Origin of the sequence: Undibacterium sp. WLX3042, assembly GCF_049544825.1 — a bacterium.
Classification (GTDB): domain Bacteria; phylum Pseudomonadota; class Gammaproteobacteria; order Burkholderiales; family Burkholderiaceae_D; genus Undibacterium.
On the sequence record NZ_CP186698.1, the window covers coordinates 3,131,948 to 3,158,925 of the forward strand.

The following is a 26,978-nucleotide window of genomic DNA, read 5'->3' on the forward strand; positions in this document are numbered from 1 at the left end:
TTTATGTCTGATTTCTGCATCGGATTTCAACATCAATCAGGCAGCGCGAATTACATCGAAAATTGCCACTGCAAAAAGAAAAAACTCAGCAGACCAACGACGATCGTCAGTAACTGTCTGCGGCTCAGCACACAAACAATTACGGCAATCAGCGATGCCAGTAATTGCGGATTCCGCCAGTGTAGCTCCAGCCCGTTGCCATGCGGCGCCAGTATCATCGGCGTAATAATTGCCGTCAGCACTGTTACCGGTACAAAGCTCAGTGCCAGATTCAGCCACGGTGGAAAAACCAGCCTGTCACCAAGAATAAAAAACAGGGCTTTAATCAGCACCGTCACTACCGCCATACCTCCTATCATCAGCACGTAATTCATACTGACTCCTCTGACCGGACAGCTAAGCGCGTCAATGCCATGCCGACAGCGACACCGATCATGACCGCACTCAGCAAACCCAGCTTATACGGCAATCCCTGCAACAGATAAGCACAACTGCCGGCGGCCAGTGCAGCGGAAAATTGCGGAAACCGGTTCAGCTGCGGCACGATAATCGCAATGAAGGTTGCCACCATCGCATAGTCCAGCCCCAGGGTCTGTAAAGCAGGGAACAAAGTACCGAACAGCAAACCGACCAGCGTCCACAGCTGCCAGTTTGCATACATCGCCAGACCAGAGCCAAGAAAATACCAGTGCGAATAGCGGCGTTCTTCGCTACTCAATGCTTGCTGATGGTAACCAGCGACGACGGCAAATGTTTCGTCCGTCAGCAAAAATCCCAGACACCAGCGCCAGCGTGCCGACAAATGAGCAACATGCGGCAGCAGCGTCGCCGCATACAACATGTGACGCAGATTGACGATCAATGTCGTCAGCCAGATCACCAGCATACCGGTGTGACTGGCAACCAGCCCGGTCGCGATGAACTGGCTGGAACCGGCAAACACGGACATCGACATCAGTTGCCCATGCCACGGCAGCATAGGGCTGGTGGAAATCAGTGCGCCAAAAATCATGCCAAACGGTGCGGCACCGATCAGCATAGGTATCGTATCGCGCGCACCGCGTATCAGGCTGCGGCGCTTCTGGTCGCGTATATCGGGTACATCAAACTGCATATCAGACATCGTCATGCTTACTCCTTTTCGACGAAGTATACATGGCGAGTACAGGGTTCCGGTTTGAAATAAGGTGACGTGACATCCATGCGGATGAAATTCTGCCGATAAAAAAACCAGCCCTGCTAACAGGGCGGGCTGCATATTCAAGGCTTGTAACTCTTGCGGTGACAGCGCGGATTATTTCTTTTGCTTCACAGGCCGCTGCCAGTTGTCTATCGTGATTTGTTTCGCTCTTGAGACGGTCAGCTTTCCTTCCGGCGCATCTTTCGTCAGCGTGGTACCGGCGCCCAGCGTTGCGCCTTTGCCTACGCGCACCGGTGCCACTAATTGCGTATCGCTGCCGATGAAGGCATCGTCTTCAATCACTGTGCGGAATTTATTAGCACCATCGTAATTGCAGGTGATCGTACCGGCACCGATATTCACGCGGCTGCCAACGGTCGCATCACCAACATACGCCAGATGATTGGCTTTGCTATGCGCCGCGATCTGACTATTTTTGATTTCAACAAAATTCCCCACATGCACGTCTTCTGCCAGCTCAGTTCCGGGACGTAGACGCGCATACGGGCCGATCTGAGATTGCGCTCCGACTTTTGCTTCTTCGATATGGCAAAACGCCTTAATCGTTGCGCCAGCGCCGATATGCGCATCTTTGATCACGCAATTCGCAGCAATCGTCACGCCGTCTTCCAACGTGACATTACCCTCAAACACACAACCGACATCAATGCTGACGTCGCGCCCGCAGACCAGCTTGCCACGTACATCGATACGTGCCGGATCAAGCAGGGTTACACCTTGTTCCAGCAACTGCCGTGCGATATTCGCCTGATGTACACGCTCAAGTTCCGCCAGTTGCACTTTGCTGTTCACGCCCAGCGTTTCCCAGATCGCATCAGGCTGCGCCGATACTACCGGCACACCGTCTTCCACTGCACGCGCAACGATGTCGGTCAGATAGTATTCGCCCTGCGCATTGTTATTCGACAGAGTCGCGAGCCATTCCTTCAGCTTCACAGTCGGAACGATCATGATGCCGGTATTAATTTCAGTAATCTGGCGTTCTGCTTCGGTCGCATCTTTTTGTTCAACGATACGACGGATCGCGCCATTTTCACGGACAATACGCCCGAGACCAGTAGGATCGCTCATTTCTGCGGTCAGTATCGCCAGCTTATCGTTACCGGCAACGCTGATCAGACGTTGCAGGGTGGCCGCCGTCGTCAGCGGTACATCACCATACAGCACCAGCGTCGGCTGACTATCATCGAGCACAGGAATTGCCTGCGCCACCGCATGACCGGTGCCGAGTTGCGGCTCTTGTCTGGCAAAACGTAAATCGTCGGCAGCGACTGCTGTCAATACCTGATCACCACCGTGGCCGTATATAACGCAGATAGACGCCGCGTTCAGACTGCGCGCCGTATCAATCACATGCTTCAGCAGGGGCTTTCCGGCAACAGAGTGCAATACTTTAGGCAAGGACGATTGCATGCGTTTGCCCATACCGGCAGCGAGAATAACGACGTTCATAAGTAAGCGTGTTTGAAAAAAAGGTGAATGAAGAGTTCGCGCCAGGGACGCATTAAAGCGGCGAAATTTTAACATGCGTATGATCCTGCATTCGTTGAAAACGGGCGACACCGGCAAACAGACAGGCCGAGAATTCATCCGCAACAGACCGCGCGCAGCGCTATGATGTCGGTTATCGATGCTCATTACTCTGCACTTATGTCTGCTGACTATCTTTCCGCCGAACAGTATTTCGTGGCAGCCAATCAGGCGATGGCGGCCAGTGAGCTAACACTGGCAGAGCAGTTGTTTCAGCAAGCGTTGCAAGCCGATCCTGCTTGTGCCGAAGCGATGGCGAATCTCGCTTATCTGAAAACGCAGCTCCGACAATACGATCTCGCTGACCAATACTACCGACAGGCGCTCAGTTTATTGCCGGAGAATGTACAAATCCACCTGAACTATGGCGCTTTGCTGATGTTGCAGTATCGCCTTGATGAAGCCGAAACACATTACCGGCAAGCCTTACAAATCGCTCCGGCATCAGCGGCAGCCTGGTCAAATCTCGGCGTGCTCCTGGCCAGCACACAGCGTGAGGCCGAGGCCGAAGAATGTTATCGCAATGCATTACTCTGCGATCCGGCGTATCAGAAAGCCAGCTTTAACCTGAGTTATATCCTGCTGAAACAAGGACGTTATGAAGAAGGCTGGCAAAGGCAGGAAGCGCGTGCGCAGGATGCGGTGCTGAATGCCTATTTTCATTTTCCACGCTGGCAGGGAGAGGCGCTCAGTGGTAAGCGCATACTGATTGTCTATGAAGGCGGCTTTGGCGACATGATGCAATTCTGCCGCTATGCCAGTCTGCTCAAAGCAGCCGGTGCTGCCAGTGTCAGTCTGGTTTGCCACCCTCCGCTAACGCGCCTGATGCGCAGCCTGCACGATATCGATGAAATTTATTCGTATGAAGATGACGTGCCTCACAGCGGCTGGGATTATTGGGTGCTGCCCATGAGTCTGCCGTTTTTGTGTCAGACCCGTTTGCATAATATTCCCGCCAGTCTGCCGTATCTTTATGCCGATCCTACATGCTCAGTGTCATTACCCGGGCTTGCGACTGATGGTCGTTTGCGTGTGGGTCTGGTGTGGCAGGGAAATCATTTATTCGATAACGATGCGGCTCGCTCCATCGTCACGCCAGACATATTGCATCCACTGTCCGCGGTCGGCCATGTGCAATTTATCAGCCTGCAGAAAGGCGCAAGGGATGAGCAACTCCTCGCGTTGCAAGCGCAACTGCCTGTCGTTGATGCAGCACCTTTACTGCATGATTTTGCTGATACGGCATCACTGATACAGCAGCTTGATCTGGTCATCAGCGTCGATACGGCAGTGGCTCATCTGACTGCCGCAATGGCGAAACCCTGCTGGGTGCTGCTGCCTTATTATCAGCCGGACTGGCGCTGGCTCAGTCAACGCATTGACAGCCCTTGGTATCCGGGCGTGATGCGTTTATTTCGCCAGCCAGCGATGCATGACTGGGAATCGGTGATTGCGGAAGTAGTTACCGCGCTCAGGCACTTACAAAAACAAAACCCGGCGTGATGTGATCTGCGCCGGGTTGTTTTGCGTCTGAAAAAAATCAGACTTTTTTCAGATAACAGGCTTTTAGCATATAGCTGCCGCTGTCTGTTTTGCAATCGACTTCATGGTCGCCGCCAACGATGCGTATGCTCTTGATTTTGGTTCCCATTTTCAGTGTTGTGGAAGACCCCTTCACTTTCAGATCCTTGATCACGACGACGGCGTCGCCATCAGACAAGACATTACCGTTTGAATCTTTGACGATACGTTCATCATTATCATCGGCGCTGGCTGCGGCGACCATAGGCCATTCGTGACCGCAATCGGCGCACACATAGTTTTCGCCGTCAGGGTAGGTATTTTCCATGCCACATTGCGGGCAGGCGGGTAAGCTGGACATAATTTCTTTCAACAATTGCGGATAAGTACCGCGTATTATATCCGATCAACCCGTAAAATCGGCGTTATTGAGGTACAACAATCTCTCGCACCGACGGATAAGCAAAGTCCACATCATGAAAACCATCGGTGCGGAAGGTCGTTTCCCAACCGCCCCAGTTCACCAGTTTGCTGTACTGACCCGTGCGTTTTCCTTCCACATCAATGTATTCGCTGAATAAGCGCCAGTTGTTTTTGGGCAAGCCGGTGCTGAGATCGAAAGGGTCGGTATCGAGATACAAACGGTGTATCACGCGCTGAGTATCGTGCGGATCATTCCAGCTAATCAGCTTCATGCCTATCCAGACATTCTCCTGCAAGGCAGCGGTAAATTCAGGTTTGAGCGTCACGTAATCGTAGCGCGGATGCCGCAGCTCCTTACCGAAACGCGTCACGCTGCCGTGTCCCTCTGGTGATAATGTCAGCATGACACAGGAAGCTGCATCCGGATTTTTATCGCTATGTGCGCCGCCCCTGATTTTCAGCGAAATCTGCGCGCGTGCCGGATCAAGTATCTGATGCACCCGCATAAAAATTGTCATTTCCTGATTTTTCAGCTCCGCCGGATGACTCAGAAAACCGCGCTGGTTTTTCCAGTTAAATTTTTGCTGACCACCGCTGGCGTAAATGTGCAAACGGCTGCTCCAGCCATCTCCGCCACTCGCGTAACTCAGCGGGTGCGACGGCAGATTCCAGAATTCAAGCGCACCATCCTTGCCTGCGGTTGCTTTGGTTTTCTTTTCAATCACGAAACCGCGTGTACTGTTAGGATTCCGTTTACCCAGCCGGAATTGCGCGCCCGGTGCCGACGGATACAACATCAGCACATGGTCTTCATCAAATAATTCAGCAATCGACGGAACCTGCGCACCATCCGTTTTTTTATCTTCAGCCTGCACTGCCAGCGGCAAAGCGCAGGCTGCTGCCAGTAATAAAGACAAATAACGACGACGTTGCTGTTGTGATCGACGTTGCGGTTGATGCAGCAGAGACATGTCTTTTCCTTGTGTCGGTAATGCCCTTACGGCGGCAGAATAAACGGCAGCTGAAACGAAGGCGAACGTTGTAGCAGAACCTATTTAACAGCGCCGGTCTGCGCCTGATGGCGCTGTACCGTGTCGATAATCACGAGTTCGGTTTTCCTGACTTCTTCAATCGCATCTTCGAGTGAAATACCGGCACCACGGCGCAGCGCCGATGCGGCCGACATCGTGTTTCCGGCCAGCAGATATTCAATCACATCCTGCAGCACCGCGTCCGGCATTTCCCGGTCGAACAGATGAACAACTTTCTCTTTGAAAAAGGCAAACCGGGGTGGCGTCAGCGCATAACGTTTCGATGCTATCGTGCCTGCCAGTATCGTTGTACCAGATCCGGTACCCTGTACTGCCGCCGTCTCTGCCGCTGTGCTTTCAACAGCCGCCGCAGGCGTTGTGACGGCTGGCACTGACGCAGGTGTTGTCACAAGTGATGCTGGTTCCGGCAACGCAAAAATCCTTAATAAATCATTCTTCAGTCTGGCGACCAGATCGTCTGCCGACGCGTAAAAACGCACGGACTGGGTCTGGCTCAGATGTGATTTCAATTCACTCAAATGCAGTGCCGGTGCGCCCGTATCGACATGTTTAGGCAAGACCAGATGCTCATCCTCATCCATGATATAAATCAGTACCGGCAGACCGGCAGCCAGCGCCGCTTCGTATTCCAGCTGCACCAGCGACTTGCCACTGGCCATATCCACATTGCCATACACCATACCGAACACGCCCACATATGCAGACGCCTGACGCACCAGACGCAGTCGTTCAGTCAGTCCGGTTTCCGGTTCTGCCTGTACGACACTGAACTCGGGCAGACCTGGTTGCACCTGTGACAGTGCCTCCGCTATTTTATGTCTGTGCAACGCCAGATCGAAGGGCGTCGAGCTGATATACAGAGATGCGCGCATACAATTTCTCACCAAAAAATTAGCCATCACGAAGGCAGATCCGGGCTGATAAAAGTGGCGGCAACAGCCGGCAACAATCAGCGGTATCTGCGCCTGATACTAGCATGAAGGCTCAATTGAAAAAAGAACGCCGGCTTGAAATCCGCCTGCAACAACGTCGGTGCAAGCAACAGCCGGACAGACAGCCGCTCTGATAGCCGGAGCGGGACAACCGCGGAGGCGCCGCACGGTTAGCACAAATGAACTTCGGAATAGATAAATCGGGGGAGTATGCCGATTTTTACGCTGAAAGTCCTTATAAACAAAGGCTATTAAAAAATACTCCCCCCAGTATTTTTAAGCTTTAAAACCTGCCGGATCAGACTGACCGGAGCCGTCAGGCGACGATGACGGACGATGGAATAATGTATTCCTGTTAGCTGATCCGTCGGCTGCTGCAGGAAAACATCAGTCTGACATCAGGGAAAATTCATCCATTGCAGGGGCTTGCCGCTTGCATCCGTCACGGTCGTCATTTCTTTGAAAATTCTGGCCTGAATACTGTCCGGCAGACGAACCATATCCACCGTACGGACTAAATGATCACCGTTCATGAAACTCCAGGTGAAAAACTTCAGGACGGCGATCGATTTTTCTGCATTGGTAGCGGTTTTCTGGAGAATCACAAAAGTACCCATAGCGATAGGCCAGCTATTGGCGCCGAGTTTATCAGTCAGCATTTCTTCAAACCGGCCATTGGATTTCCAGCCACTGTTATTCATGCTGGCAGCGAAGGCTGCCGCAGACGGCAACACAAAACGGCCTTCACGATTTTTGAGAGTGACGTAGTCCAGATTATCCTGAAGCACATAGTTGTAATCAATAAAACTGATCGCATACGGCGTGCTTTTCACCGCAGCAGAAACGCCGCTGCTGCCCTTCACCTGCGTCAGTTCTGCGTGCCATTTGATGGTGAAATTTTTGCCGTATTGATTTTGCCAGTCGGCATTCACTTTGGACAGGTAATCCGTAAAATTATAAGTCGTTCCGGAACCTTCCTGACGCACGATCACCTCGATCGTTTTCTTCGGCAGTTTCAAATCCGGATTCAGAGCCGCGATAGCAGGATCATTCCATTGCGATATTTTTCGGGAAAAAATATCGGCCAGTAACTCACCGGTCAGCTTCAGTTTGCCGGTGGCGATCCCCGGCAGATTCACCACCGGCACGACACCGGAAATCGCAGATGGAAACTGGATCAGATCATCGCGTTTTAAATCAGCAACGCTCATCGCCACATCGCTGCCGGCAAAATCGACGGCCTTCGCTCTGATTTGCTTAATCCCAGCGGAAGAGCCGACTGGCTGATACGCCATGCCGATTTTTGTTTTTTTGTTATACGCATCGGCCCACTTTGCATATAAAGGCGCGGCGGCTGACGACCCGGCACCACTGATGGTATTTTGCGCGAGGGCTGACAACTGGAAAGAAAGAAGAAGGCACAACGATAAAAATTTAAACATGATGCTTAATTGAAAACGAAGTTGGGAATCTGGTGATGTCTGATCTGCAGCTGACAATGCCGGCCGCCAACGATAACCGAGTCACCACGCGGTCATGTGATGAGCACACAAGGTGCAGCCGGATATTCTGATCTTATGTTTTTTTCCAGCGCTCTCGGCGGGTGGCGAAGGCACACGCTGACTCTGGAATGAGTGATGAAGGGCGCCATTATAAAGCACTTCCTTCATCGGGGTTGGTCACTGCTCACTTCATCAGACAGGCATCAGATAAGCAACATGTATTGCCCGGAAAATTCCTCATTCAAAAAAATGGCGGATCAGGCGCTTGATCACACCGATGGCGACGACCATCATCCCCAGCATCATTCCCATCACCATCAGCAATCCCAGACCAACCGGATTACCATCAGCCGGCCCGAAAATAATATACAACTGCAGCGGCAGATAGCCCGCCACCGCAATAAGAATGCCGACGATCAGAAATTTCGATAAAGGCCAGCGTCCGTCATCGGTCGTTTTGTTGTCCCTCATTTCTGATCCTCACTAAGTCAGTTTATGGCAGACAGCCAATCTGCCTTTCGAGCATTACTGTCCGGCTACGGCATCTGGCTGCGCAGAAGAATGCAATAACAAAGCAGAAATAGCGCTTGCCCAAAGAATCAGACCCGCTCCCAGACAGCCGACAGGATCAGCAGCACCAGCCTGCGCGAACTGCGGATACGCCAGTGCCCAAACCATCATCGCAACACCAGTCACCGTATGTCGCCTGCTGTGAAACACTTTGGCCAGCGGGATAAAATGCGCACCGACAATAAAAATAAAGGCAGGTACAAACCATTCAGGGTGGCCGATATTATTCACAATATTCACCGCCAGAAAAATGGCCACGCCCTGACCAATATTGACGATATTGAAAATACGCTTCCCTTTTTTGCTTTCAGGCGTCTCAACAACAGCCGCATGCGCCTCACGATTGCGCCGGTACTGCCGGAAAGCCGTGATAAACAAAGCCAGCCCCAGGCCGCTAATCAAAGCACACATCCAAGCAGCCTGTGCAAAACTTCTGATAGCCCAGGCGAGCAGCCAGCCGGACCCGAAGACCGAAAAAATCATGGCACCGACAGCAGCGCCAGCGCGGGATGCAGATTGTTTTTCCATTATTTTTATCCTGTTAAAGAGACAGCGAATGCCGGCATGATTTCCTTCCGAAGTTTGCCACAATGCCATCTTTTATTAGTAGGATCAAGCCATACACGGTGCGCCATGCCCAACGCAATTTTCAGACATTGCTATTTTGAGTTCTTCGCATTTAGCCATAGGCTCGCAAGGCGCAGACGCGTGCATGCGGCACTTGCTGTGGCGCGACGTGGGGCTCGTTAACAGTTCAGGCCATGAAAATGGAAGAATAAAGACCGGACTTTACAAACGCTCGCAGTGTTGATGGCTCGACATCAACTTCTCCGAGAGTAAAGATGGGAATAATCAGGCATGCGGGTCCGTAGCAGATCAACTGCATTGCCGCTTCGACTATTGTTTCAGCTGTGACACTTAATGACACGCGTAGCCTGACTTTGAGGTGCCGGGATCGCCCACAACAAAAAATTAAGGACGTGTAAGAAATTCTGTGTGTGCGGGGCCGGGTTTTAGTTAATCGCGTTGGTGAAGCGTTCGCCAAACATGATGGCAAACTGATTGGCCGCCAGCTTCCAAGTGCGCTCAATTGGCGTATGGCCTTAAATCGTTTTATGATTGAGTTTGGTGATCGCATTCAAAAATACGATCACTGACTTGTTCCGTGGCATTTACACAGAAATTCTTACAGGCTCGAAATTTACCAACATCATCCAGTCTCCATTTATGCCCTTTACTCCCTTTCATTTAGGCGCAGGAATTCTCGCCAAATCAGTACTACGGAAGCGTTTTTCTCTGATGGTATTTACCCTATCTCAGGTGCTCATCGACATTGAGCCTGGATATAAAATGTTCATGCAGTCAAAAGAGGACTTGCACGAGTTAACTCACAATCTCCCCTCGGCAATCACCATTGCATTACTCTCTGTTGGACTATGGATTGCGTGGGAGCGTATTCGCCCTGCCAGATATACGCAGGCAGAGGTCAGTCTTCCAGTCTTATTGTTTTCCGCGTTTTTCGGCACACTATCTCACTTATTCCTTGATGGCATGTACCACCTCGATATGAGATTGCCGCAATCCCAATGGCAAATTGCACAGACAACTTACGGCGCATTGAGCGGTACTGAAGCTATATGTCTGATGATGACAGCGTCAGGCTTGATCATATTTAGCGTTACAACTCTCGCCAAGTCGCTGTCTATGAAAAAAATGATGTAGCTCTACACAGAATCAAGGTCAGAAACCACGTTGCACATGACGAAGTAATGTAGTTTTCCGTTTTCAACTTATTTTTTGTTGACAGCATCATTCTATTTACATAAATTTAACAACCTCTGCAAATGATTGCCTATGGTCGCTTCGGGCGTTAGCTGATACGACGTATTGACGGGCATGTCGGCGTCATGGTGCGTCATCTGCAGAGTTTCTGACTTCTTGAATTATTGCTTTAACTCCCGATAGAAATTCTCATGCGTACCAAGTAGAACCAACACAAGCACTTCCGGATTATCTCGACTTGGCTCTAACTTCTTATATACAAGCAAAACTTCTTGCTTGTTTATCTTAAACTTGTGAACCAGGATTTTTGATAAATCCCCCTTCTTCTGCGATCCGATATAAGGATTTTTCACAATATCGTTAATCGCATCATCAAGTGTCAGCTTATCCCGTTCGTGTAACTTCTTAATTGATCGAGTGAATGACGGCGTTACTTTAATTTCCATCGTCCATCACACCCGGAATTTATAATCAGTAAGCTGTCCGGCATTAGCTTCCGCTTCAGAAAGCATCACATCACGGATAAATGCAGCCGGAAGGTCTGGATTGTCCTCTGCGGCCTTTCCAAGTCTTGCCCAATGCTCTATTTGTTTCGGGATAGAGCGATGCCCAACAGTTGCGTATGGTTGTGCCAATAAAATTAACTCGTCAGATAGTTTTACGACAACACCCATGGTTTTCCCCTTTTATTTACGATAATCACATCATCATTTAAAAGGTTACCGATTACAACCATTGGCATCTTTTAACAACCCGATCATCAGAAAAAATCATACGTCAGTGTGTTGACGCTCACCGAATATTGACCACATAAGTGCAGCTACTGCCAAGGCGCATTGGATATGTAAGCTTAAGAGCTTTCAGCGGAATTGTGGATGAACGACTACAAAGGCCAATGCCCACACAATTCACTCAACTGGATGGCACCAACTGAATATTGATTATTTCATTATCTCAAAACGCAAATAATACGCGGCTCGATTTTATGGGAGGGTTACAGGAACCTCAGTCTTTATTGTATAGCCCGCCCTGAATGACGCGCTCAGTTCCGAAAACGAATGTGGCTATTCTTTTTGGTGCCCCTGTATACGAGGGGTTATCCTGCATTACCAGTCATTCGTAATTGTCGCCCACATCGAAAACCCCTCATAAAAATCATATTATGATCTACAATACACTTTTTATGAGGGGTTTTATATATGCCTAAAAAGCTCTTGAACACGGATACGGTGCCAACTTTGGTACGGGAACGCCTGAGTACTTGGGGGCGCTGTATCCATACGCAACGCTTGCGCCAGCGCATCACGGCTGCCGACTTGTGCGCGCGCATGAGCATTTCAGAGGCTACCTTACGCCGCATGGAACGAGGCGACCCAGGCACCGCTGCTGGCGCATACCTCTCTGCACTACTGATTCTGGGCGTGATGGACGAAACAACACCTGCGCTGGCATCAACCCTGTGGTCCGACACGCCACATCGTAGAGTAAAGCTGAGCCGACAAGAACAAGGAGGCGAAGAAGATGCTGAATACTTCTAAGCCTTTGTATATTTATTTGCAGCGTCCGGACAATGAAGAATGGGTCACGGTCGGACGCTACCTTGCAGGACCCGCGGCAGGTGCTGGTAGGTTCAAGTACGCCCCAAGTTATGTCGATGCAGGCCTCACTTGGGCGATTGACCCAGTCAACTTACCGTTTCGTCCGGAGGATGATCGGCCAGCGCCCCGCTACAATGGTCTGCACGATGTACTGCGAGACGCTTGTCCTGATTCCTGGGGCCAAGCGCTACTCAGGCAAGAACACAATCTATCAGAAGGCACGCCTCTGGAACGATATCTGATTCTGGCCAACAACGCTGACCGCTGGGGCGCACTCGCTGTAGGTACAAAACCCACTCCTTCGGTGGCGCAGTTGTCCCATCCGAAGTTACTCCAGCTACCGCTATTGGTGCAAGAATTGGCCGCCATGAGCGCGCAACGCCCGGCGGTCGACGCTCGACTTCGCCGACGTCTGGTACAAACTGCCAGCGTGGGCGGAGCCCGACCGAAGGCGACTGTGCAAGACGATGAGGGACAGTACTGGCTAGTCAAGCCTAGGATAGCCAGCGATATTGCTGATATTCCTTCCCTTGAGCATGTCGGCCAGCAATGGGGAGTGGCAAGCGGTTTGGATTTCGCAGCAACTGTTCTGCATCCTGCGACGGAGGGTCACAGTGCAGTGCGCGTACTTCGCTATGACCGAATCGGAAGCCGTCGCTTGATGTGTGTCAGTGCAGCCTCCCTGCTGCAGGCAGAGTATCCGGACAAGCTCACGCAAACCGCCCTCTGGAGCTATCCGCGCTTGGCGGAGGAGCTGCGCATCATAGGTGCTCCGGTTGAGGATAGGCGCGAGCTGTTTGGCCGCATGGTTTTCAACGCCGTGTGCGGAAATGACGATGACCATGTTCGAAATCATGCGGTTGTGTACAAACACGAGCAGCGGCGCTGGCGCTTGGCACCCGCTTTCGATGTCGTACCTAATCCGGTTGAGACACCACGCACGTTGACACTACAACTGTCAACCGGGCGTTTCGATATTTCCCGCTCAGCAGTGTTGGCCGATGCCCATCGTTTTGGTTTCGACAACAGTGACGAGGCTAGCGCCTATCTTGATGCGCTACTGATGCGCATCTTCAACGGTTTCGACCAAGTTGTACACTGGCTGGAGCCAGAGTGGCAAGAGTTGCTCCGTGCGCGTATGCGGGAGAATATTGCCATCCTAAAAGCATAAGATCGCTTCGCAAACCATCGAGAAAGGAAACAGGCAAGGCACTCGCAAGAAAACTACTTGGTTCAGTTTGCACCAAAATAAAGCCGCCGATAGTGCTAATCGAATTGGTCAGGATCAAGATAAAGCTCCTGTAATTCTCATTACGCTCGCTCGCGAAATACCGTAATTTCGCGCTAACGAGCTGATTGACGCTCCCTGCTTATGAAGACTAATTATTTGCTCTCGTTGTTCATCATTGGTTTTCGTTGGCCGACCAAGCACCTTACCCTCAGCTTTTGCACGTGCCAGCCCAGCTTGAGTGCGTTCAACTAATAAGTCCCGCTCCATTTCAGCAACGGCGGCCAACATATTCAGCATCAATTTTCCGGCTGGAGAAGTCAGGTCAAGTTTTCCAAGCTGAAGAACGATCACTGTTGGCGCGCACTCAATATTGCTCCATCAGAAAACACCGACCCCTATGTCTCTGTAGGGTTTCCACTTTCTGACGCTGTTCTTTTACCTGAATCTGGACCTATCCAAAGCGCAGATTTATCTATTCACCGTGAATATATAGCGCCACTCAATATTGAAGACGAGCCAGCTCAAGAAATTTATCAACTGGAATCAACTAAACAGGTGATTGATCTCATTTGCAGGCAACCTCAGTTATTGCAGATTCCAAATTTGCAGACCCTTTTTGCAAATGCCATTGCCGGTGAGATAGACGTGGTGAAAAACATACTTTCAGCCACACGTTACAGGGAACACATTAGCCCTGATTTGTGTACAGATCCGGATTGAGGTTCATCCCCATGGGCATGGGGAACACTGGACAGCAGCACAGCGTATCGAGTCCGTTTGCGGTTCATCCCCATGGGCATGGGGAACACGATACCTGAACGCCGACGAATGCGGATCGAGGCGGTTCATCCCCATGGGCATGGGGAACACGACATCGTAATGTGCGATTGGGCGACATTATGCGGTTCATCCCCATGGGCATGGGGAACACATCACTCACCTTCCTTTACTGGAAAAAAATCACGGTTCATCCCCATGGGCATGGGGAACACTAGGATGGACTCTGTTAGGCTGGGTGGGTTCTCGGTTCATCCCCATGGGCATGGGGAACACCTTAACTCCAATTTGACGCCCAATTAAATCGGCGGTTCATCCCCATGGGCATGGGGAACACCACGCCCGCCGTGTCCGAACGTACGACGACAACGGTTCATCCCCATGGGCATGGGGAACACATGCCACGGCGATCAATGAAACTCTCGCGCAGCGGTTCATCCCCATGGGCATGGGGAACACGGTTTCGCCTTTGCCGCTTCAGTAACGATGTCCGGTTCATCCCCATGGGCATGGGGAACACGGTTTCGCCTTTGCCGCTTCAGTAACGATGTCCGGTTCATCCCCATGGGCATGGGGAACACTCATGCTCAGGGGAATATCCTTGCCGTGCTGCCGGTTCATCCCCATGGGCATGGGGAACACTTTTGGGACTGTTACCGCGGAAAAACGGGACTCGGTTCATCCCCATGGGCATGGGGAACACTACATCCTGTTTTGTCGAATTTGTACTCACCCCGGTTCATCCCCATGGGCATGGGGAACACTATATTTCATGCGGTTTGCAGCGCAGTTTAGGCGGTTCATCCCCATGGGCATGGGGAACACTTTTCTGATCCCGATTCGTGACAGCCGAATGTCGGTTCATCCCCATGGGCATGGGGAACACTCGCCACACCCATCTACTCGCCGCATCAGGCGCGGTTCATCCCCATGGGCATGGGGAACACATGAGGGGCTGACGTCTGGCGCCTTGCCCTGACGGTTCATCCCCATGGGCATGGGGAACACCGTTACCGAAGCGGCAAAGGCGAAGCCGTTACCGGTTCATCCCCATGGGCATGGGGAACACTAGCTTTTCATAAAACTCCCGCAACCCTAATGCGGTTCATCCCCATGGGCATGGGGAACACGGCCTGATTGCCGACGCGCCGAAGGTTAAAGGCGGTTCATCCCCATGGGCATGGGGAACACCTGTACAAGTTGGAGGAAATTCATAATTAATGGCGGTTCATCCCCATGGGCATGGGGAACACGGAGACACTGCGTTCAAGACTGAATGAACAATCGGTTCATCCCCATGGGCATGGGGAACACTTTGTTTGATAGTCCTCTTTCGAGAGTTCAGGCGGTTCATCCCCATGGGCATGGGGAACACCCAGCATCAGAAAGAGATTTAGCAAAATCAAACGGTTCATCCCCATGGGCATGGGGAACACCATTGCCTGCTCTGGCGTAGTCCCTTCTGGGACGGTTCATCCCCATGGGCATGGGGAACACGTACTTTGGTGCCATTTTTGCGATGAGGATAGCGGTTCATCCCCATGGGCATGGGGAACACAGCAGGCAAACGGGAACCGGTTGCGCTCTCTGCGGTTCATCCCCATGGGCATGGGGAACACTCGCACCAATCGCTGCAAATCAAGGTGCAATGCGGTTCATCCCCATGGGCATGGGGAACACTTGACTGGAGAGAACGACTGATTGCGCAGATGCGGTTCATCCCCATGGGCATGGGGAACACATTGATGGCACTGAGAAAAATATCAGTTTCATCGGTTCATCCCCATGGGCATGGGGAACACTTGATGAGCTGAAAGACAAAATTGATGAGTGCCGGTTCATCCCCATGGGCATGGGGAACACCTCAGCAATTAATCTTCCCCCAGCTCGGCCACCGGTTCATCCCCATGGGCATGGGGAACACCGCTGCGAGTCGCCATGGAGACACCATATTGCCGGTTCATCCCCATGGGCATGGGGAACACTGAGTCATTAACCAGCGTGACAATCGCAAAGACGGTTCATCCCCATGGGCATGGGGAACACATAACAACGCAAACACGTTGTTACGCAGCATTGCGGTTCATCCCCATGGGCATGGGGAACACCTGATATGCGCCGGTTTGGGGATCGCTCCACACGGTTCATCCCCATGGGCATGGGGAACACGCTTACACGGTAGGCAATCCACTCAGGGGAGCCGGTTCATCCCCATGGGCATGGGGAACACTTATGGCATCGGAGTGGGACGAGGACGGGAATCGGTTCATCCCCATGGGCATGGGGAACACTGTGGTGCCCGATGGTGCGGCTTGCTGGTTGCCGGTTCATCCCCATGGGCATGGGGAACACAGCTGACTTCCAGAGAGAAAATCCATGTCCATCGGTTCATCCCCATGGGCATGGGGAACACGAAAGGAAATTGAAATGCGCCCACTGCAAACACGGTTCATCCCCATGGGCATGGGGAACACCTATCCAGAGTCAATTTCTGATCCTCGGTCAGCGGTTCATCCCCATGGGCATGGGGAACACTGGTTGGATTAGAACCTGGCGGCATGATTGAACGGTTCATCCCCATGGGCATGGGGAACACGCAGTTGACGTACAGGGCGGTAGCAATGCGTCCGGTTCATCCCCATGGGCATGGGGAACACTACGTTAGAGGATGTAAACATTGCCGGTGATACGGTTCATCCCCATGGGCATGGGGAACACACCGGTGAAGGCAGCATCTATCACTACTCCAACGGTTCATCCCCATGGGCATGGGGAACACTCCATGGTCGCGTGACAGAATCAGCCGTGCTGCGGTTCATCCCCATGGGCATGGGGAACACATCAGATGGGTTTCTGATGCAAATTGCCCATGTGGTTCATCCCCATGGGCATGGGGAACACAGCACAAGATACGTCATCGTCAAGCACATGGGCGGTTCATCCCCATGGGCATGGGGAACACTGCCTCTCTGGCCTGATCAGCCATTGCGACTGCGGTTCATCCCCATGGGCATGGGGAACACCTGGTAGAGCATCGGTCTCCAAAACCGAGGGTCGGTTCATCCCCATGGGCATGGGGAACACATGACTGCCTGTATCAATGTGATACGCGATGGCGGTTCATCCCCATGGGCATGGGGAACACATGTCGATGGTCGTATTGTTTTCTGCTTCTACCGGTTCATCCCCATGGGCATGGGGAACACTTCACGCAACTTCTCGTTCTCTTTGCGCAGGGCGGTTCATCCCCATGGGCATGGGGAACACGACGATCGCGCAAAAAGAAAAAAACATCATGGCGGTTCATCCCCATGGGCATGGGGAACACGTGTGATCAGATCCGCGACGGCATCCGTCAGCACGGTTCATCCCCATGGGCATGGGGAACACGGCATCGGCCCCGGCCAGTGACGTTCCCACGGCGGTTCATCCCCATGGGCATGGGGAACACCTGATAAGCATGGGTTCCCAAAGGTGGCAAGGCGGTTCATCCCCATGGGCATGGGGAACACTATCACTTTTGAATTTTGACACGGACAGTTCTGCGGTTCATCCCCATGGGCATGGGGAACACACCAAATATAATCGATTGATTATTAAGGACAAAAAAGAGCTCCGCAATTCTACCGAATTTTTTCTGCGTTTTTCTGAATTTTTAAAGATCGCTGACTTACTTAATTTTGACGATTTACGTCACTTAGTTCAGGTAAAAATGACACGAGTTTTGTACCATCCATTTCAACAGGGATTCGTCTATTGCTGCCTGTTGTGACAAAATCGAATCCTGCTTCATTGTTGGTGCGCCAAGCCATGACTGCATTCCCTTCTTCGATTCCTTCGGTGACCTGATCCCAGATGTGTTCGCGAAGACGTCGGGAATAATTGCCAATATAGACACCGGCACGAATTTCCAGCAACCAGATAGCAAGCCTGCCACGCAAACGTGGTGGCGCATTTTCAAGAACGATGACCAACATCGCCGATACTCTCTGGGTTAGGGATTGTAGGAGGAATGGATTCTTCGGGTAATTCTGGTGGAGTAAGCCCACCCGCAGAAAGAATGGTTTCTATATCAGGAATAATGCGTTCGAGCAGCCTGCTTTGTCGAAATGCGTCGCGGCAGCGTATCCTCACCTCACGCTCAAGATTCTGACTGGGCTTGGCAGCGACGCTAAATGCGATCGGAACTACCGTATCAAATTTATATAAGTCAGCAATATCGTAGACAAAAGAGAGTGGTTTTCCGCTATGGATAAAACCAATTGCCGGTGCATAACCGGCAGCAAGAACCGCTGCTTCTGTCACGCCATACAAACACGAAGTCGCAGCAGAAAGACAGCGATTGGGTATATCTGCCGCATCCCAATCCTGACGGTCATAATTGCGTGCTTTCCAATCTACCCCATACTGCTGGGCAAGCAGCTGATACGATGCCCTGACTCTGGCGCCTTCGATGCCACGCAGTTGTTCTACGCTGCGTCGTTGTGGGGGGGCTTCACCAAAACGTAATTTGTACATCGCTCTGACTACTTTCAGGCGCGCATCGTCATCGAGCGCTAATTTCGCCTGATACAGCAAACGATCGGCACGTGCACCACCCGGCTGCCCCGATGAATAGACCCTGACGCCCCCTTCCCCTATCCATACCAGCAAGGTGCCAACACGCGCAGCCAGCGCACAAGCTGAGTGGGAGACGCGGACACCAGGCTCCAGCATCAGGCAGGCAACGCCACCAACTGGAATGTGCATACGTACACCTGTAACGTCTACGGCAACAAAGGCTCCGTCGAGTACGTCGAGCTGACATTTTTCGACGTACAGTACAGATAGCCGCTCTTTAATCGGAATGGGCTTTAAAGGCGGAAGCATCAATCAGCTTTCAGATTTTTTCACGAGTAGCAAACCACAGCCAAATGCTTTGGCATGCCCTATACCGTGAAAAAGCGTGTGATGAAATAGTTCATGGTCAGTAACGATCAATTCCCCGGAAAAATCCACGGTGCTAAAAAGGATCTCTGGCTTATCCGCCCTGCGCTGCTTATGCTGCTTATCCGCCCTGTGCTGCTTATGCTGCTTATCCGCCCTGTGCTGCTGGTAGGCATCAACATTCGCCGCAACGATGCTAAAGCCAAGGCGATCTGAACGACTTTGCAACCAGTCGAGACAAGTCTGTTGTGTCAAATCGTAAAGCAGAGGTTTGTCGTCTCGCTTCCAATCCCGCCACGTCGCGTCTTCAGTCAGTCCGTGCTCAAGCAAAAGACGCTTCTTGGCGTCCATGACAACATCATGTCGCTGAGGTTTGCCTTTGTCGTTTGTTTTGGTGATAACAGGATTAGCACGCAATTGAAACGATAAATGCTGGCCATCTGATAATTGCGGAGCGTAAGGTCGGCTCTGTACCTGCCATACTTCACTAAACGCAACAGGCTCACGCTTTGAGACGATATAAAAGCGGGGCGTCACTTCCTGATCATAGCGACGAAAAATAAAATCGCGTTGCTGATCCTGACTGCTGGGAAAAAATTTCCATAGCCATTGATGTTCGGCGTAGGCGGCTGACTGCGCCATTTCATGCGCAGCCTGCCGCAAGTTCACCGGGGTAATTACGCTAAAATACATGGGGCTCATTCCTTCATTAAGGCGATGTGTTCGCTTCTGTCTGCAAATAGCCAACCCTGGCGGGTGATCAACTGATCTTTGCGGGTGATACTGAAATCACGCAACACCCCCATCGTCGCTAGATCATCCGTACCAAAATCATCTCCCCAGACAATTTTTTGGATAGTAATCTCATTGCCTGCAGGAGGTGCTACTGAGGTCTTCTGCCACAGTGCCATCAGTTGTTGCTGATAAGTAGATAAAGCAGCTACAACCGTTGACGCATCTAAAATACAAGGATGCAGAGGTGCGGCAATAGGGCAGGATTTGCGACCCAGATACAGAATAAATCTGGGCTTCTTCAATGCTTCCACCAACTGAACTAATGTGTAAGGGGCATCTGCATATGCCTGCACGGCAACCAGGACAGAAGCATCCTGACGATAATCGCGGGTGGACAGAATCGTGTTGAGATCTTGTTTGGGCAACGACAATTCATCACGACGCGTGGCATGTGGCCGCTTTTTCAGATCGGTGCGTCCAGGTACTTGCGCGGTATGGTAATCGCGCAATAATCGACCGGTACTCACTACACCAATCGCGATACGATAGCTGTTACACAAGGCCATGTGCGCAGCATGATCATCCCTGTCTATACCCAACGCGGCAGCCAGCAATCCATCAATAGCGGATTGACCTGGGTAATCAGCGCTGGGGCGATATTCGCCGACAGCCACTTCCCCCCAGGCCGCCATGGTACCTTGCAGTTGAAAAATCAAGGTCTCCATGATTTACTCAACAATAAATTCAGCGACTTCGCTCAGGCTGCCTGTTCCTGCTTCCACATTGAATTCCTGCACGGCATCAGCACAGTCGCCGTACACGGTATTAAAGTTTTTACGCTGCCGGTTCAATTCAGTCACCGCACGGTTTAAGGTATCTGGGTCTTTCACTGGCTTGAGAAAAGCCTGCGCCAGTGTGCGTGGCTGTTGATCGCCTTTTTCAGCGAGTACATACCCGGCATAAGCTCTTGAGGCAAAACTATTCTGTTTGCCAGTCGGTGATACTTTGGTGACTGCATGCAGCAACGCATTGAGTGCCTGCTGGGTTAATTCTGTATCGTCCCCCAGATTTTTCAATAGCAAGGCGCGGTCAATGCAGAGGTATAAATAGAACACCCCTGCGCCAAATCCGGTTTCACCGATATGCGCAGCGCCTTGATCTGTCTCGCCCTTATTCAGATCATCAACAGCCGTAAAATAATCATCATCAACAGCTGCTTTGTGTACGGTGATCGCATGAGCGACTTGCACTGCTGCCTCTGTATTAAATGCTGGCGAGGCAGCCAACATACGACCAAACATGGCGATATCAGCAGCGCTATGCTGTTTGCGCAATAATTTCAGATCTTCGTCGGTGGGCGCTTCCTGAGTTGCCACCAGTTTATCCACTAAGGTGGCTATCGCCTGTTCCTCCTCAGGATTGAAGTGCACCAGTTGCTCAACATGCAGATCCTCGCCACCTTCGTTCTTTTTGTCCGATTTTAATTTTCCGAATTGGCTGGCTATGGTTTTTGCCCATTCGCGCGCATTTTTTTCGCTGACACCCTGCTTTGCGAGCGTCTGATAGACATGCACACCCATTTCTTTGGTGCGGGTACCGATATGCCCTTTCAAGACAGACTCAAAAATATCCGAAGTACGCCAGGCACGCTTGAGGCTTTGCGAAGAAATGCGCAGGCGTACAGAATCTCCGACTACGGCTGTTTTTGGGCGACCGGTGTCATCACGGTTCAGATTTGATGGAGGGTAGCTGGTCAGGATATGTAATTGAATATAACGAGACATGTTTTTTCCTTGATATTGATATGTTGTTCGCAAATAACTTCGGGGATTAAGTATTTTGTTTGACAGGCCAGCGGTAGTCATATGCCCACCGTTTTTTTGTGATGTCATTCCACCAGTAGATATCGTGAGCCAACTGATAAACATTCACCTGATTTTTGATCAGCGGAAGCGTACGGCGCAAACTGACGAATAAATCATCCATATCGTCAATTTTCAACAAACCCCGGAAACGAAGTTCTGAAACCAAGGGTTTATCGCCTGCCAATACTGACATCCTTACCCCAACGGGGTCCTGATCATCTGTTATCACATGCGCCAATAAACTCGCAATAGCGGCTAATTTATCTTTTTGCGTGTTTGTCGATTCAGCAGGCCAGCGATGTGCGAGCATGAAACGATAAAAACGCTGATAAGCCGGATTCAGACTCACTTCATCTAATGTGGAACAACGACGCAACATGGCACGGCTGGCACGGTCATCTTTCAGATCAACCCACCATTGATGCAACGTCTGCCCTAAATGACTCTCAGGACTGAAACTGATTTTTTCTTGCATAGTTAATACTCCTGCGAACACGATTCCGTTTGTAAACTGGTCAATAATTCAGCACCGATCAAACCAAAGTACGTCACCGTCATTCACTTTCAATTGCTATAAACGGTGCTGCCTGACATTCACTATCTGCTTACCTGTTACGTCTTTGTTTTTGGATTTTTTTTCACGCTGCCTGATTTGCCCTGCTTGCCCGGGCCTTCTGTTTGATTCACTATTGGAATCTGCAGAATTGTTTTGATCGCTTTACCAGACAGGTTTCTTTCCAGACCTTTATAGGCTTCCGCAATTCGCCGCGGATTTTGTTGTGCGATGGAGCCAGCACCTACAATATCAACGTCAAATAAGTGCAAAGATTTTTTAGCTAACACGCTCAGCCACGCCTCGCCAAAACTGATGAGGAAATGACTGTCGTCCTCATTGATACCGGTTTCAGAATGTGCTTGCCGGATTAAACCTTCCAGACAGCGATAAAAATGTAGTTCAGTACCATCCCAAAAAGCTTTATCAACAAAACTTAAATCGCCCCGCAAATCACTATCCCCAAACCAGGCCTGCCTGACCGCCTGACGTAAGTAAAAAATAGCTTGCTCTGCTGATTCAATCAGGCGTTTGACTAAATCCTGAAAGTTCTTCTGGGTAGCGCGGTCACAATCCGTAAGCTGATATAAAGGAAACCGGGTTTCATACCAGCAGCGGGGTTTCATGTTATCCATGTCATAGCCAAACACCCATAAACGCAAGGCTCCCGCTTTATTCCGGCGCTGCCCTTCAACATAATTCACGATGCTTGCTGCCTGCACATTTTTTTTATTGTGCGAACTGCCCATCGCCCAGGACAACCAATGTTTATAGCTGAATCCATCGGGTTGCGGATGCACGGGCAACCAGCCTTCCTTCGTCTCGTAGTATGGGGAAAATGGATGGTGCCATGGCCCTTTGTAATTCAAGCCCTGCGGCCTGGTCAGATAACGATGTATCAATTGCGTCGATTCACGCTTACATATATCGCACTGCCCCGTCTGGACACTCGCAAAATCAAGGCGGATACGGCGAGGCATTGCCCAAAACACATGATGAGGATGGGTTTGCAGCGGCTGGGCCTCACCACCTGCGGTCTGAATTTTGGCAATATCAGCCAGCCATGGAAATGTGAAGTGGGCTGCTTTTTTCTCTGCATCGCCGCCCTGCTCCAGAAACAGGCGTTGCGGCTTTACGTTCAGCCACAGGTCGTGCCACAGGCTGCGCGAGGGCGTTGCCACCACCAGCGTGGTTAATGGACCACCACCGCGTAAGCTGGTACGGTTTCCCGCGCCACCTGCCGGAGCATTAGTTTGCAATGTCATCAAGGCAGTTGCGGCACAATGCGGGCACATCGCTTTAAAGATGTCACGCTTAACAAAGTGATCGGTATTTTTATCAATCGTCGAGCCACCCGCTGCATCAATCAACAGTGCGTCTATCGCACATTCGGTTCCCGCTGTCAGACTGAAGTCCTGCATAAAACGTGCACCGTCACCAGCCAGGATAAAGGCATCAGCAACGGGGGCAAACCATTTTTGCAGCAACTCAGTCGTTGGCGGCGAATCGATGCACTCCTCCCAATCTCCCTCAGTATTTACGGGCGAAGTTGTCTGCAGCAGGCCAACCATCATCTGAGCCAACGCACCATTAAAATCAGGCCGGTTAGCAGCAAAGGCAAGGATATCGTCCTCAACTATCTGACAAGGCGCAATCCAGTCAATGCGGCCAGTGTTGCGGCGAACTGGCAGCCATTTTTCTTCCAACAAATTCATTCGTCTATTTCTCCTTGTTGAGCTTTCTCCACCCGCAATCCAAAATTCTCGTCATACAACCAGGTCAGCAGCTCTGATTTTTTTCCCGATTTTTCATTTCCCGCCGTCCATGCTTGCCCTTGCCAGACACCATCTGCCCGTCGCGACAAAGGCAATAAGCCGCACCACTTTCCTTCACCCGGCAACGTTTTATGTAATCTGTCATAAGCTATGCGCGCAGCAGGTTCTGAAGGCGGATCAATCCGCGCCAATAAGCGTGTGGCCACCTTCACCATGCTGTAAGACCAGACGCCACTTGCCCACGGCTCCAGATTGTCGCCTGCCCATTTTGCCAACATGATCTCTGACGTTTCTTCGCCAAGACGGGAAGGTGTTTTCGCCTCGCTCCACCAATCACCGATATCTCCGCGCTGATAACCTGCTGCTATTTTCAGGGTATTTTGCTGGGCCAGACTGGCTTCGGACATATCCTGACCTTGCGCTTTCAGGGAGCTCACCGTCAGTGACGTGGGCAATACTGCATCTTTCGAAAACACCTGCTCGATCATCGTCCGCGCATCAGCTGGCATCGTAAAACAGCCTTTCTGTAACGCCTGTGCACTGAGCCACAATTGGCCATGGTTTTTGTATACGTATTGCCCGGTTTTAAATACGGCGCCATACCAGTCCGCTTTGGGCTGTACTGTCCATGCAGGTGCAAACACCCATAAGCATGCAGCGGGGCGAGCATCCTTTGCACCTGTCTCGCTGATGCGCTTACCCTGCGCATCACGTACATGACGTTGCAAGCGCCCGGCTCTTTGAAGTACACGGTCTATCGGCGCAAGGTCAGTGATGAGAACATCGAAATCCACGTCCAGCGACTGTTCTGCGACCTGAGTTGCAATCATCAGGCGACCTTGTCTGTCTTCAGGTGTACTTTTCCCGCCAAAAGAATGCAATACCTGAGCTTCTTTATTCAGCCGGTCCTGCAAGGAAAAACGGGCGTGGAATAAGGTGATTTTGTCTGCTGGAACACTGACTGAAAAGCGCTCGTAAGCTGCCATCGCATCAGCGACCGTATTACGAATCCATCCTACACATTGCCCTTGTTTTAAAGCAGCATCAATATGTGCGCAGACTGCATCAATATCTGATTCGTAATGTACCTGCACTGTCCGGGAGACATTCGCCCGCGAGGAAAGTGCAGTTTCACTGAGCCTCGTCTGACCGTCGTACCAACAGGTCGCTAATGGATAGTCGATGGAGTTGACAAGCGGGACACTTGTTTGATTACGCCCTCTGGTATAAGCGTTGATCAGGCTCTGCTTCATGTCTACCGGCAAAGTAGCGGAAAGCAAAATCACAGAACCATTCGTCCGCGCATGAAAATTCAGCAGCACTTCTAATACGCCTTGCATATAAGCATCGCAGGCGTGAACCTCGTCGATAATCAATACCTTGTTATATAAACCGAGTAACCGCAAAGACTGATGCTTGCTGTGGAGAACAGCAAGCAATGCCTGATCGATAGTACCAACACCTGCGGATGCGAGTAACGCCCGCTTGGTGTGATCCGCCAGCCATGCCGTGCAGCGGGTCGTCGCCGTTTCATCTGACTGAGCGGGATCATGCTCAGGTTCGTCGTCAGGTAAAATGGAAATAGCAAATTTATCGACCAGCGTTTTGAAGCCATGTGCCAGCGTTAAATTCGCATTCCCCTCAAAGAGCTTTCTGTAGACATCCGCTATCCGATGGTACATGGCATTCGCTGTTGCCATCGTCGGTAGTCCAATGAAAAATCCCTCTGCCGCGCCTTGCGCCATTAAGCGATAAGCCAGCATGAGCGCCGCCTCTGTTTTACCTGCACCAGTGACGTCTTCTAATAAATAAATCTGCGGAGACTGCGGGATGCCTACCGTTGCTGCCCAGTGCTGTAACGGCGATGGCTCATCGATATACGTGAAAAAGTCCCTGATCTGTTTCCCCGGCTTGACCGGCACAGGCAACACACCGGAATGTGCCAGTGCACGGTCTGCTTTTCTCTTTACTGCAGACCAGTATTCTTCTAAATCTTGCTCTTGCTGCTGGTAAGAAAAAAAATTCGTATTGGATCCCAGCCAATCAGCCAATACGGTCACGCCAGCAAACCACCATGACAGCATTTGACTATTCGTTTCAAAATCAGCCCCTGTCTGAAGCGGAATACGCCTGGATTCGTCGGTCAATAGTAAGCTTGCCATTGCCTGCACAAACTGACCGGCAGCCTGCTTATCACTCCTGAGAAAAAACGAATTGACCTGACCGTTAGCTTTCGGCGGCATACCATGATGCCCAGTGACTGCCTGCATCCAACTGCGCAATCCTCTCTGGGTGCGCGATGAATTGTCGATGCCAATTTTGAGTAAAATATCTTCCTCGACCAGATCGTCATCCCATAACCAAAAGCCCAATGAGTCATGGCGCTCCAAATATAACTTACTTGGATTAGGAAGCCGCTGCTGCAAGATCGATATCAGGTCTTCACGTTGTGACTGAAACGCTTCACTGAATTTACCAAGATCATGCAAGGCAAGGAGAAATGCTGTCCATTCTAAAAAAGCGGCCTCTGAACAGTTCAATAATTGACTAGCCGCCTGAAGAAAATTTTTGGAGTCCCTGAGGTAACTGACACCTACCGCCGCCACGTCCAATGAATGGAAAACTAATAAATGATACTCGTCGCCACACTCCCTTGAAGGCTTGGCTTTGCCCCAATATTGGTAGTGCGCGAATCTGCCTGTCATATATTGAAATTCTATCGAATTATGTTGAAACGCTCCTCTTAGTCTTTATCAAGTTTAGATAATTAAAATAACCAATTAGATATTACAAATATAATAACAAGTATAAAATATGTCAATATATATAATAACTATACGGTCGTCTTAGTTAATTGAAATTCATACATTATGAATTGCCACAAGTTTACACTCACCCGCTAGCCACTCAAAATACAGCTTTTCTCTATTCATCAGCGCTAGCTGTGAACCTCCCCCAATCAGTGCCACGCGCTACTATAGTTTTGAAGCAGAGACAATATTTAT

General features: G+C 50.9%; 24 protein-coding genes and 1 CRISPR repeat array. Of the genes, 4 read left to right on the plus strand and 20 right to left on the minus strand.

Annotated elements, in window-relative coordinates:
• Window positions 1–50 precede the first annotated feature (50 nt).
• The 3 genes from ACPAOP_RS14165 to glmU all read right to left on the minus strand — a co-directional run bounded on the left by ACPAOP_RS14165 (window position 51) and on the right by glmU (window position 2,653).
• Window positions 51–374, minus strand: coding sequence for an AzlD domain-containing protein (locus tag ACPAOP_RS14165; RefSeq protein ID WP_423708450.1), 324 nt, complete (start codon window positions 372–374; stop codon window positions 51–53).
• Window positions 371–1,114 carry an AzlC family ABC transporter permease gene (locus tag ACPAOP_RS14170; RefSeq protein ID WP_423710027.1) on the minus strand — a complete coding sequence of 248 codons (744 nt, stop codon included), beginning with the start codon at window positions 1,112–1,114 and terminating at the stop codon, window positions 371–373. The genes ACPAOP_RS14165 and ACPAOP_RS14170 overlap by 4 nt, the downstream gene beginning before the upstream one ends.
• A 180-nt stretch (window positions 1,115–1,294) precedes the next feature.
• Complete coding sequence (glmU, locus tag ACPAOP_RS14175) at window positions 1,295–2,653, minus strand: bifunctional UDP-N-acetylglucosamine diphosphorylase/glucosamine-1-phosphate N-acetyltransferase GlmU (RefSeq protein ID WP_423708451.1); 1,359 nt, start codon at window positions 2,651–2,653, stop codon at window positions 1,295–1,297.
• Window positions 2,654–2,851: 198 nt separating this feature from the next.
• Between glmU and ACPAOP_RS14180 the strand changes: the two genes are divergently transcribed.
• Window positions 2,852–4,234 (plus strand): tetratricopeptide repeat protein, encoded by a 1,383-nt coding sequence (locus ACPAOP_RS14180; RefSeq protein ID WP_423708452.1) that lies wholly within the window; start codon window positions 2,852–2,854, stop codon window positions 4,232–4,234.
• Between the two features lie 37 nt (window positions 4,235–4,271).
• Here the strand turns inward: ACPAOP_RS14180 and ACPAOP_RS14185 are convergent, their stop codons facing one another.
• The 6 genes from ACPAOP_RS14185 to ACPAOP_RS14210 all read right to left on the minus strand — a co-directional run bounded on the left by ACPAOP_RS14185 (window position 4,272) and on the right by ACPAOP_RS14210 (window position 9,259).
• Entirely contained in the window at window positions 4,272–4,613 is a 342-nt protein-coding gene (locus ACPAOP_RS14185; protein ID WP_186883899.1) for a zinc ribbon domain-containing protein YjdM, read from the minus strand.
• A 64-nt stretch (window positions 4,614–4,677) separates the two neighbouring features.
• Window positions 4,678–5,646: a hypothetical protein gene (locus tag ACPAOP_RS14190; protein WP_423680438.1), complete on the minus strand. Its 969-nt coding sequence runs from the start codon at window positions 5,644–5,646 to the stop codon at window positions 4,678–4,680.
• 80 nt (window positions 5,647–5,726) lie between these two features.
• Window positions 5,727–6,599 carry a DUF4062 domain-containing protein gene (locus ACPAOP_RS14195; RefSeq protein ID WP_423708453.1) on the minus strand — a complete coding sequence of 291 codons (873 nt, stop codon included), beginning with the start codon at window positions 6,597–6,599 and terminating at the stop codon, window positions 5,727–5,729.
• 458 nt (window positions 6,600–7,057) lie between these two features.
• Window positions 7,058–8,101: a phosphate ABC transporter substrate-binding protein PstS gene (gene pstS, locus ACPAOP_RS14200; protein WP_423708454.1), complete on the minus strand. Its 1,044-nt coding sequence runs from the start codon at window positions 8,099–8,101 to the stop codon at window positions 7,058–7,060.
• 297 nt (window positions 8,102–8,398) lie between these two features.
• On the minus strand, window positions 8,399–8,632 hold the full coding sequence (locus ACPAOP_RS14205; protein ID WP_423680435.1) for a hypothetical protein: 234 nt from the start codon (window positions 8,630–8,632) through the stop codon (window positions 8,399–8,401).
• A 54-nt stretch (window positions 8,633–8,686) separates the two neighbouring features.
• Entirely contained in the window at window positions 8,687–9,259 is a 573-nt protein-coding gene (locus tag ACPAOP_RS14210) for a DUF7010 family protein (RefSeq protein ID WP_423708455.1), read from the minus strand.
• A 597-nt stretch (window positions 9,260–9,856) separates the two neighbouring features.
• Between ACPAOP_RS14210 and ACPAOP_RS14215 the strand changes: the two genes are divergently transcribed.
• Window positions 9,857–10,453 (plus strand): hypothetical protein, encoded by a 597-nt coding sequence (locus ACPAOP_RS14215; RefSeq protein WP_423708456.1) that lies wholly within the window; start codon window positions 9,857–9,859, stop codon window positions 10,451–10,453.
• Window positions 10,454–10,674: 221 nt separating this feature from the next.
• Here the strand turns inward: ACPAOP_RS14215 and ACPAOP_RS14220 are convergent, their stop codons facing one another.
• Window positions 10,675–10,959 carry a type II toxin-antitoxin system RelE/ParE family toxin gene (locus tag ACPAOP_RS14220; RefSeq protein ID WP_423708457.1) on the minus strand — a complete coding sequence of 95 codons (285 nt, stop codon included), beginning with the start codon at window positions 10,957–10,959 and terminating at the stop codon, window positions 10,675–10,677.
• A 6-nt stretch (window positions 10,960–10,965) separates the two neighbouring features.
• Entirely contained in the window at window positions 10,966–11,187 is a 222-nt protein-coding gene (locus tag ACPAOP_RS14225) for a TA system antitoxin ParD family protein (RefSeq protein ID WP_423708458.1), read from the minus strand.
• Between the two features lie 525 nt (window positions 11,188–11,712).
• Between ACPAOP_RS14225 and ACPAOP_RS14230 the strand changes: the two genes are divergently transcribed.
• Both ACPAOP_RS14230 and ACPAOP_RS14235 read left to right on the plus strand, forming a co-directional pair.
• Complete coding sequence (locus ACPAOP_RS14230; RefSeq protein ID WP_423681799.1) at window positions 11,713–12,051, plus strand: hypothetical protein; 339 nt, start codon at window positions 11,713–11,715, stop codon at window positions 12,049–12,051.
• On the plus strand, window positions 12,035–13,282 hold the full coding sequence (locus ACPAOP_RS14235; RefSeq protein WP_423708459.1) for a type II toxin-antitoxin system HipA family toxin: 1,248 nt from the start codon (window positions 12,035–12,037) through the stop codon (window positions 13,280–13,282). Before ACPAOP_RS14230 ends, ACPAOP_RS14235 begins: the two co-directional genes overlap by 17 nt.
• Window positions 13,283–13,396: 114 nt before the next feature.
• Here the strand turns inward: ACPAOP_RS14235 and ACPAOP_RS14240 are convergent, their stop codons facing one another.
• The 9 genes from ACPAOP_RS14240 to cas3 all read right to left on the minus strand — a co-directional run bounded on the left by ACPAOP_RS14240 (window position 13,397) and on the right by cas3 (window position 26,678).
• Window positions 13,397–13,693 (minus strand): recombinase family protein, encoded by a 297-nt coding sequence (locus ACPAOP_RS14240; protein ID WP_423681796.1) that lies wholly within the window; start codon window positions 13,691–13,693, stop codon window positions 13,397–13,399.
• 368 nt (window positions 13,694–14,061) lie between these two features.
• Window positions 14,062–17,693: direct repeats of the CRISPR family, unit length 29 nt; unit sequence CGGTTCATCCCCATGGGCATGGGGAACAC.
• A gap of 100 nt (window positions 17,694–17,793) precedes the next feature.
• Window positions 17,794–18,096, minus strand: coding sequence for a type I-E CRISPR-associated endoribonuclease Cas2e (gene cas2e / locus ACPAOP_RS14245; RefSeq protein WP_423681795.1), 303 nt, complete (start codon window positions 18,094–18,096; stop codon window positions 17,794–17,796).
• Window positions 18,077–18,988 (minus strand): type I-E CRISPR-associated endonuclease Cas1e, encoded by a 912-nt coding sequence (gene cas1e / locus ACPAOP_RS14250; protein ID WP_423681793.1) that lies wholly within the window; start codon window positions 18,986–18,988, stop codon window positions 18,077–18,079. Before cas1e ends, cas2e begins: the two co-directional genes overlap by 20 nt.
• Window positions 18,989–18,991: 3 nt before the next feature.
• Window positions 18,992–19,738 carry a type I-E CRISPR-associated protein Cas6/Cse3/CasE gene (gene cas6e / locus ACPAOP_RS14255; protein ID WP_423708460.1) on the minus strand — a complete coding sequence of 249 codons (747 nt, stop codon included), beginning with the start codon at window positions 19,736–19,738 and terminating at the stop codon, window positions 18,992–18,994.
• Between the two features lie 5 nt (window positions 19,739–19,743).
• Window positions 19,744–20,505, minus strand: a complete 762-nt coding sequence (gene cas5e / locus ACPAOP_RS14260) for a type I-E CRISPR-associated protein Cas5/CasD (RefSeq protein WP_423708461.1) — start codon at window positions 20,503–20,505, stop codon at window positions 19,744–19,746.
• 3 nt (window positions 20,506–20,508) lie between these two features.
• The gene (gene cas7e, locus ACPAOP_RS14265; protein ID WP_423708462.1) at window positions 20,509–21,564 is read right to left on the minus strand and encodes a type I-E CRISPR-associated protein Cas7/Cse4/CasC; all 1,056 of its coding nucleotides are present in this window, start codon (window positions 21,562–21,564) and stop codon (window positions 20,509–20,511) included.
• 46 nt (window positions 21,565–21,610) lie between these two features.
• Window positions 21,611–22,120 (minus strand): type I-E CRISPR-associated protein Cse2/CasB, encoded by a 510-nt coding sequence (gene casB, locus ACPAOP_RS14270; RefSeq protein ID WP_423681788.1) that lies wholly within the window; start codon window positions 22,118–22,120, stop codon window positions 21,611–21,613.
• Between the two features lie 137 nt (window positions 22,121–22,257).
• Window positions 22,258–23,913: a type I-E CRISPR-associated protein Cse1/CasA gene (casA, locus tag ACPAOP_RS14275; RefSeq protein WP_423681786.1), complete on the minus strand. Its 1,656-nt coding sequence runs from the start codon at window positions 23,911–23,913 to the stop codon at window positions 22,258–22,260.
• On the minus strand, window positions 23,910–26,678 hold the full coding sequence (gene cas3 / locus ACPAOP_RS14280; RefSeq protein WP_423681785.1) for a CRISPR-associated helicase Cas3': 2,769 nt from the start codon (window positions 26,676–26,678) through the stop codon (window positions 23,910–23,912). The genes casA and cas3 overlap by 4 nt, the downstream gene beginning before the upstream one ends.
• Window positions 26,679–26,978: the final 300 nt, after the last annotated feature.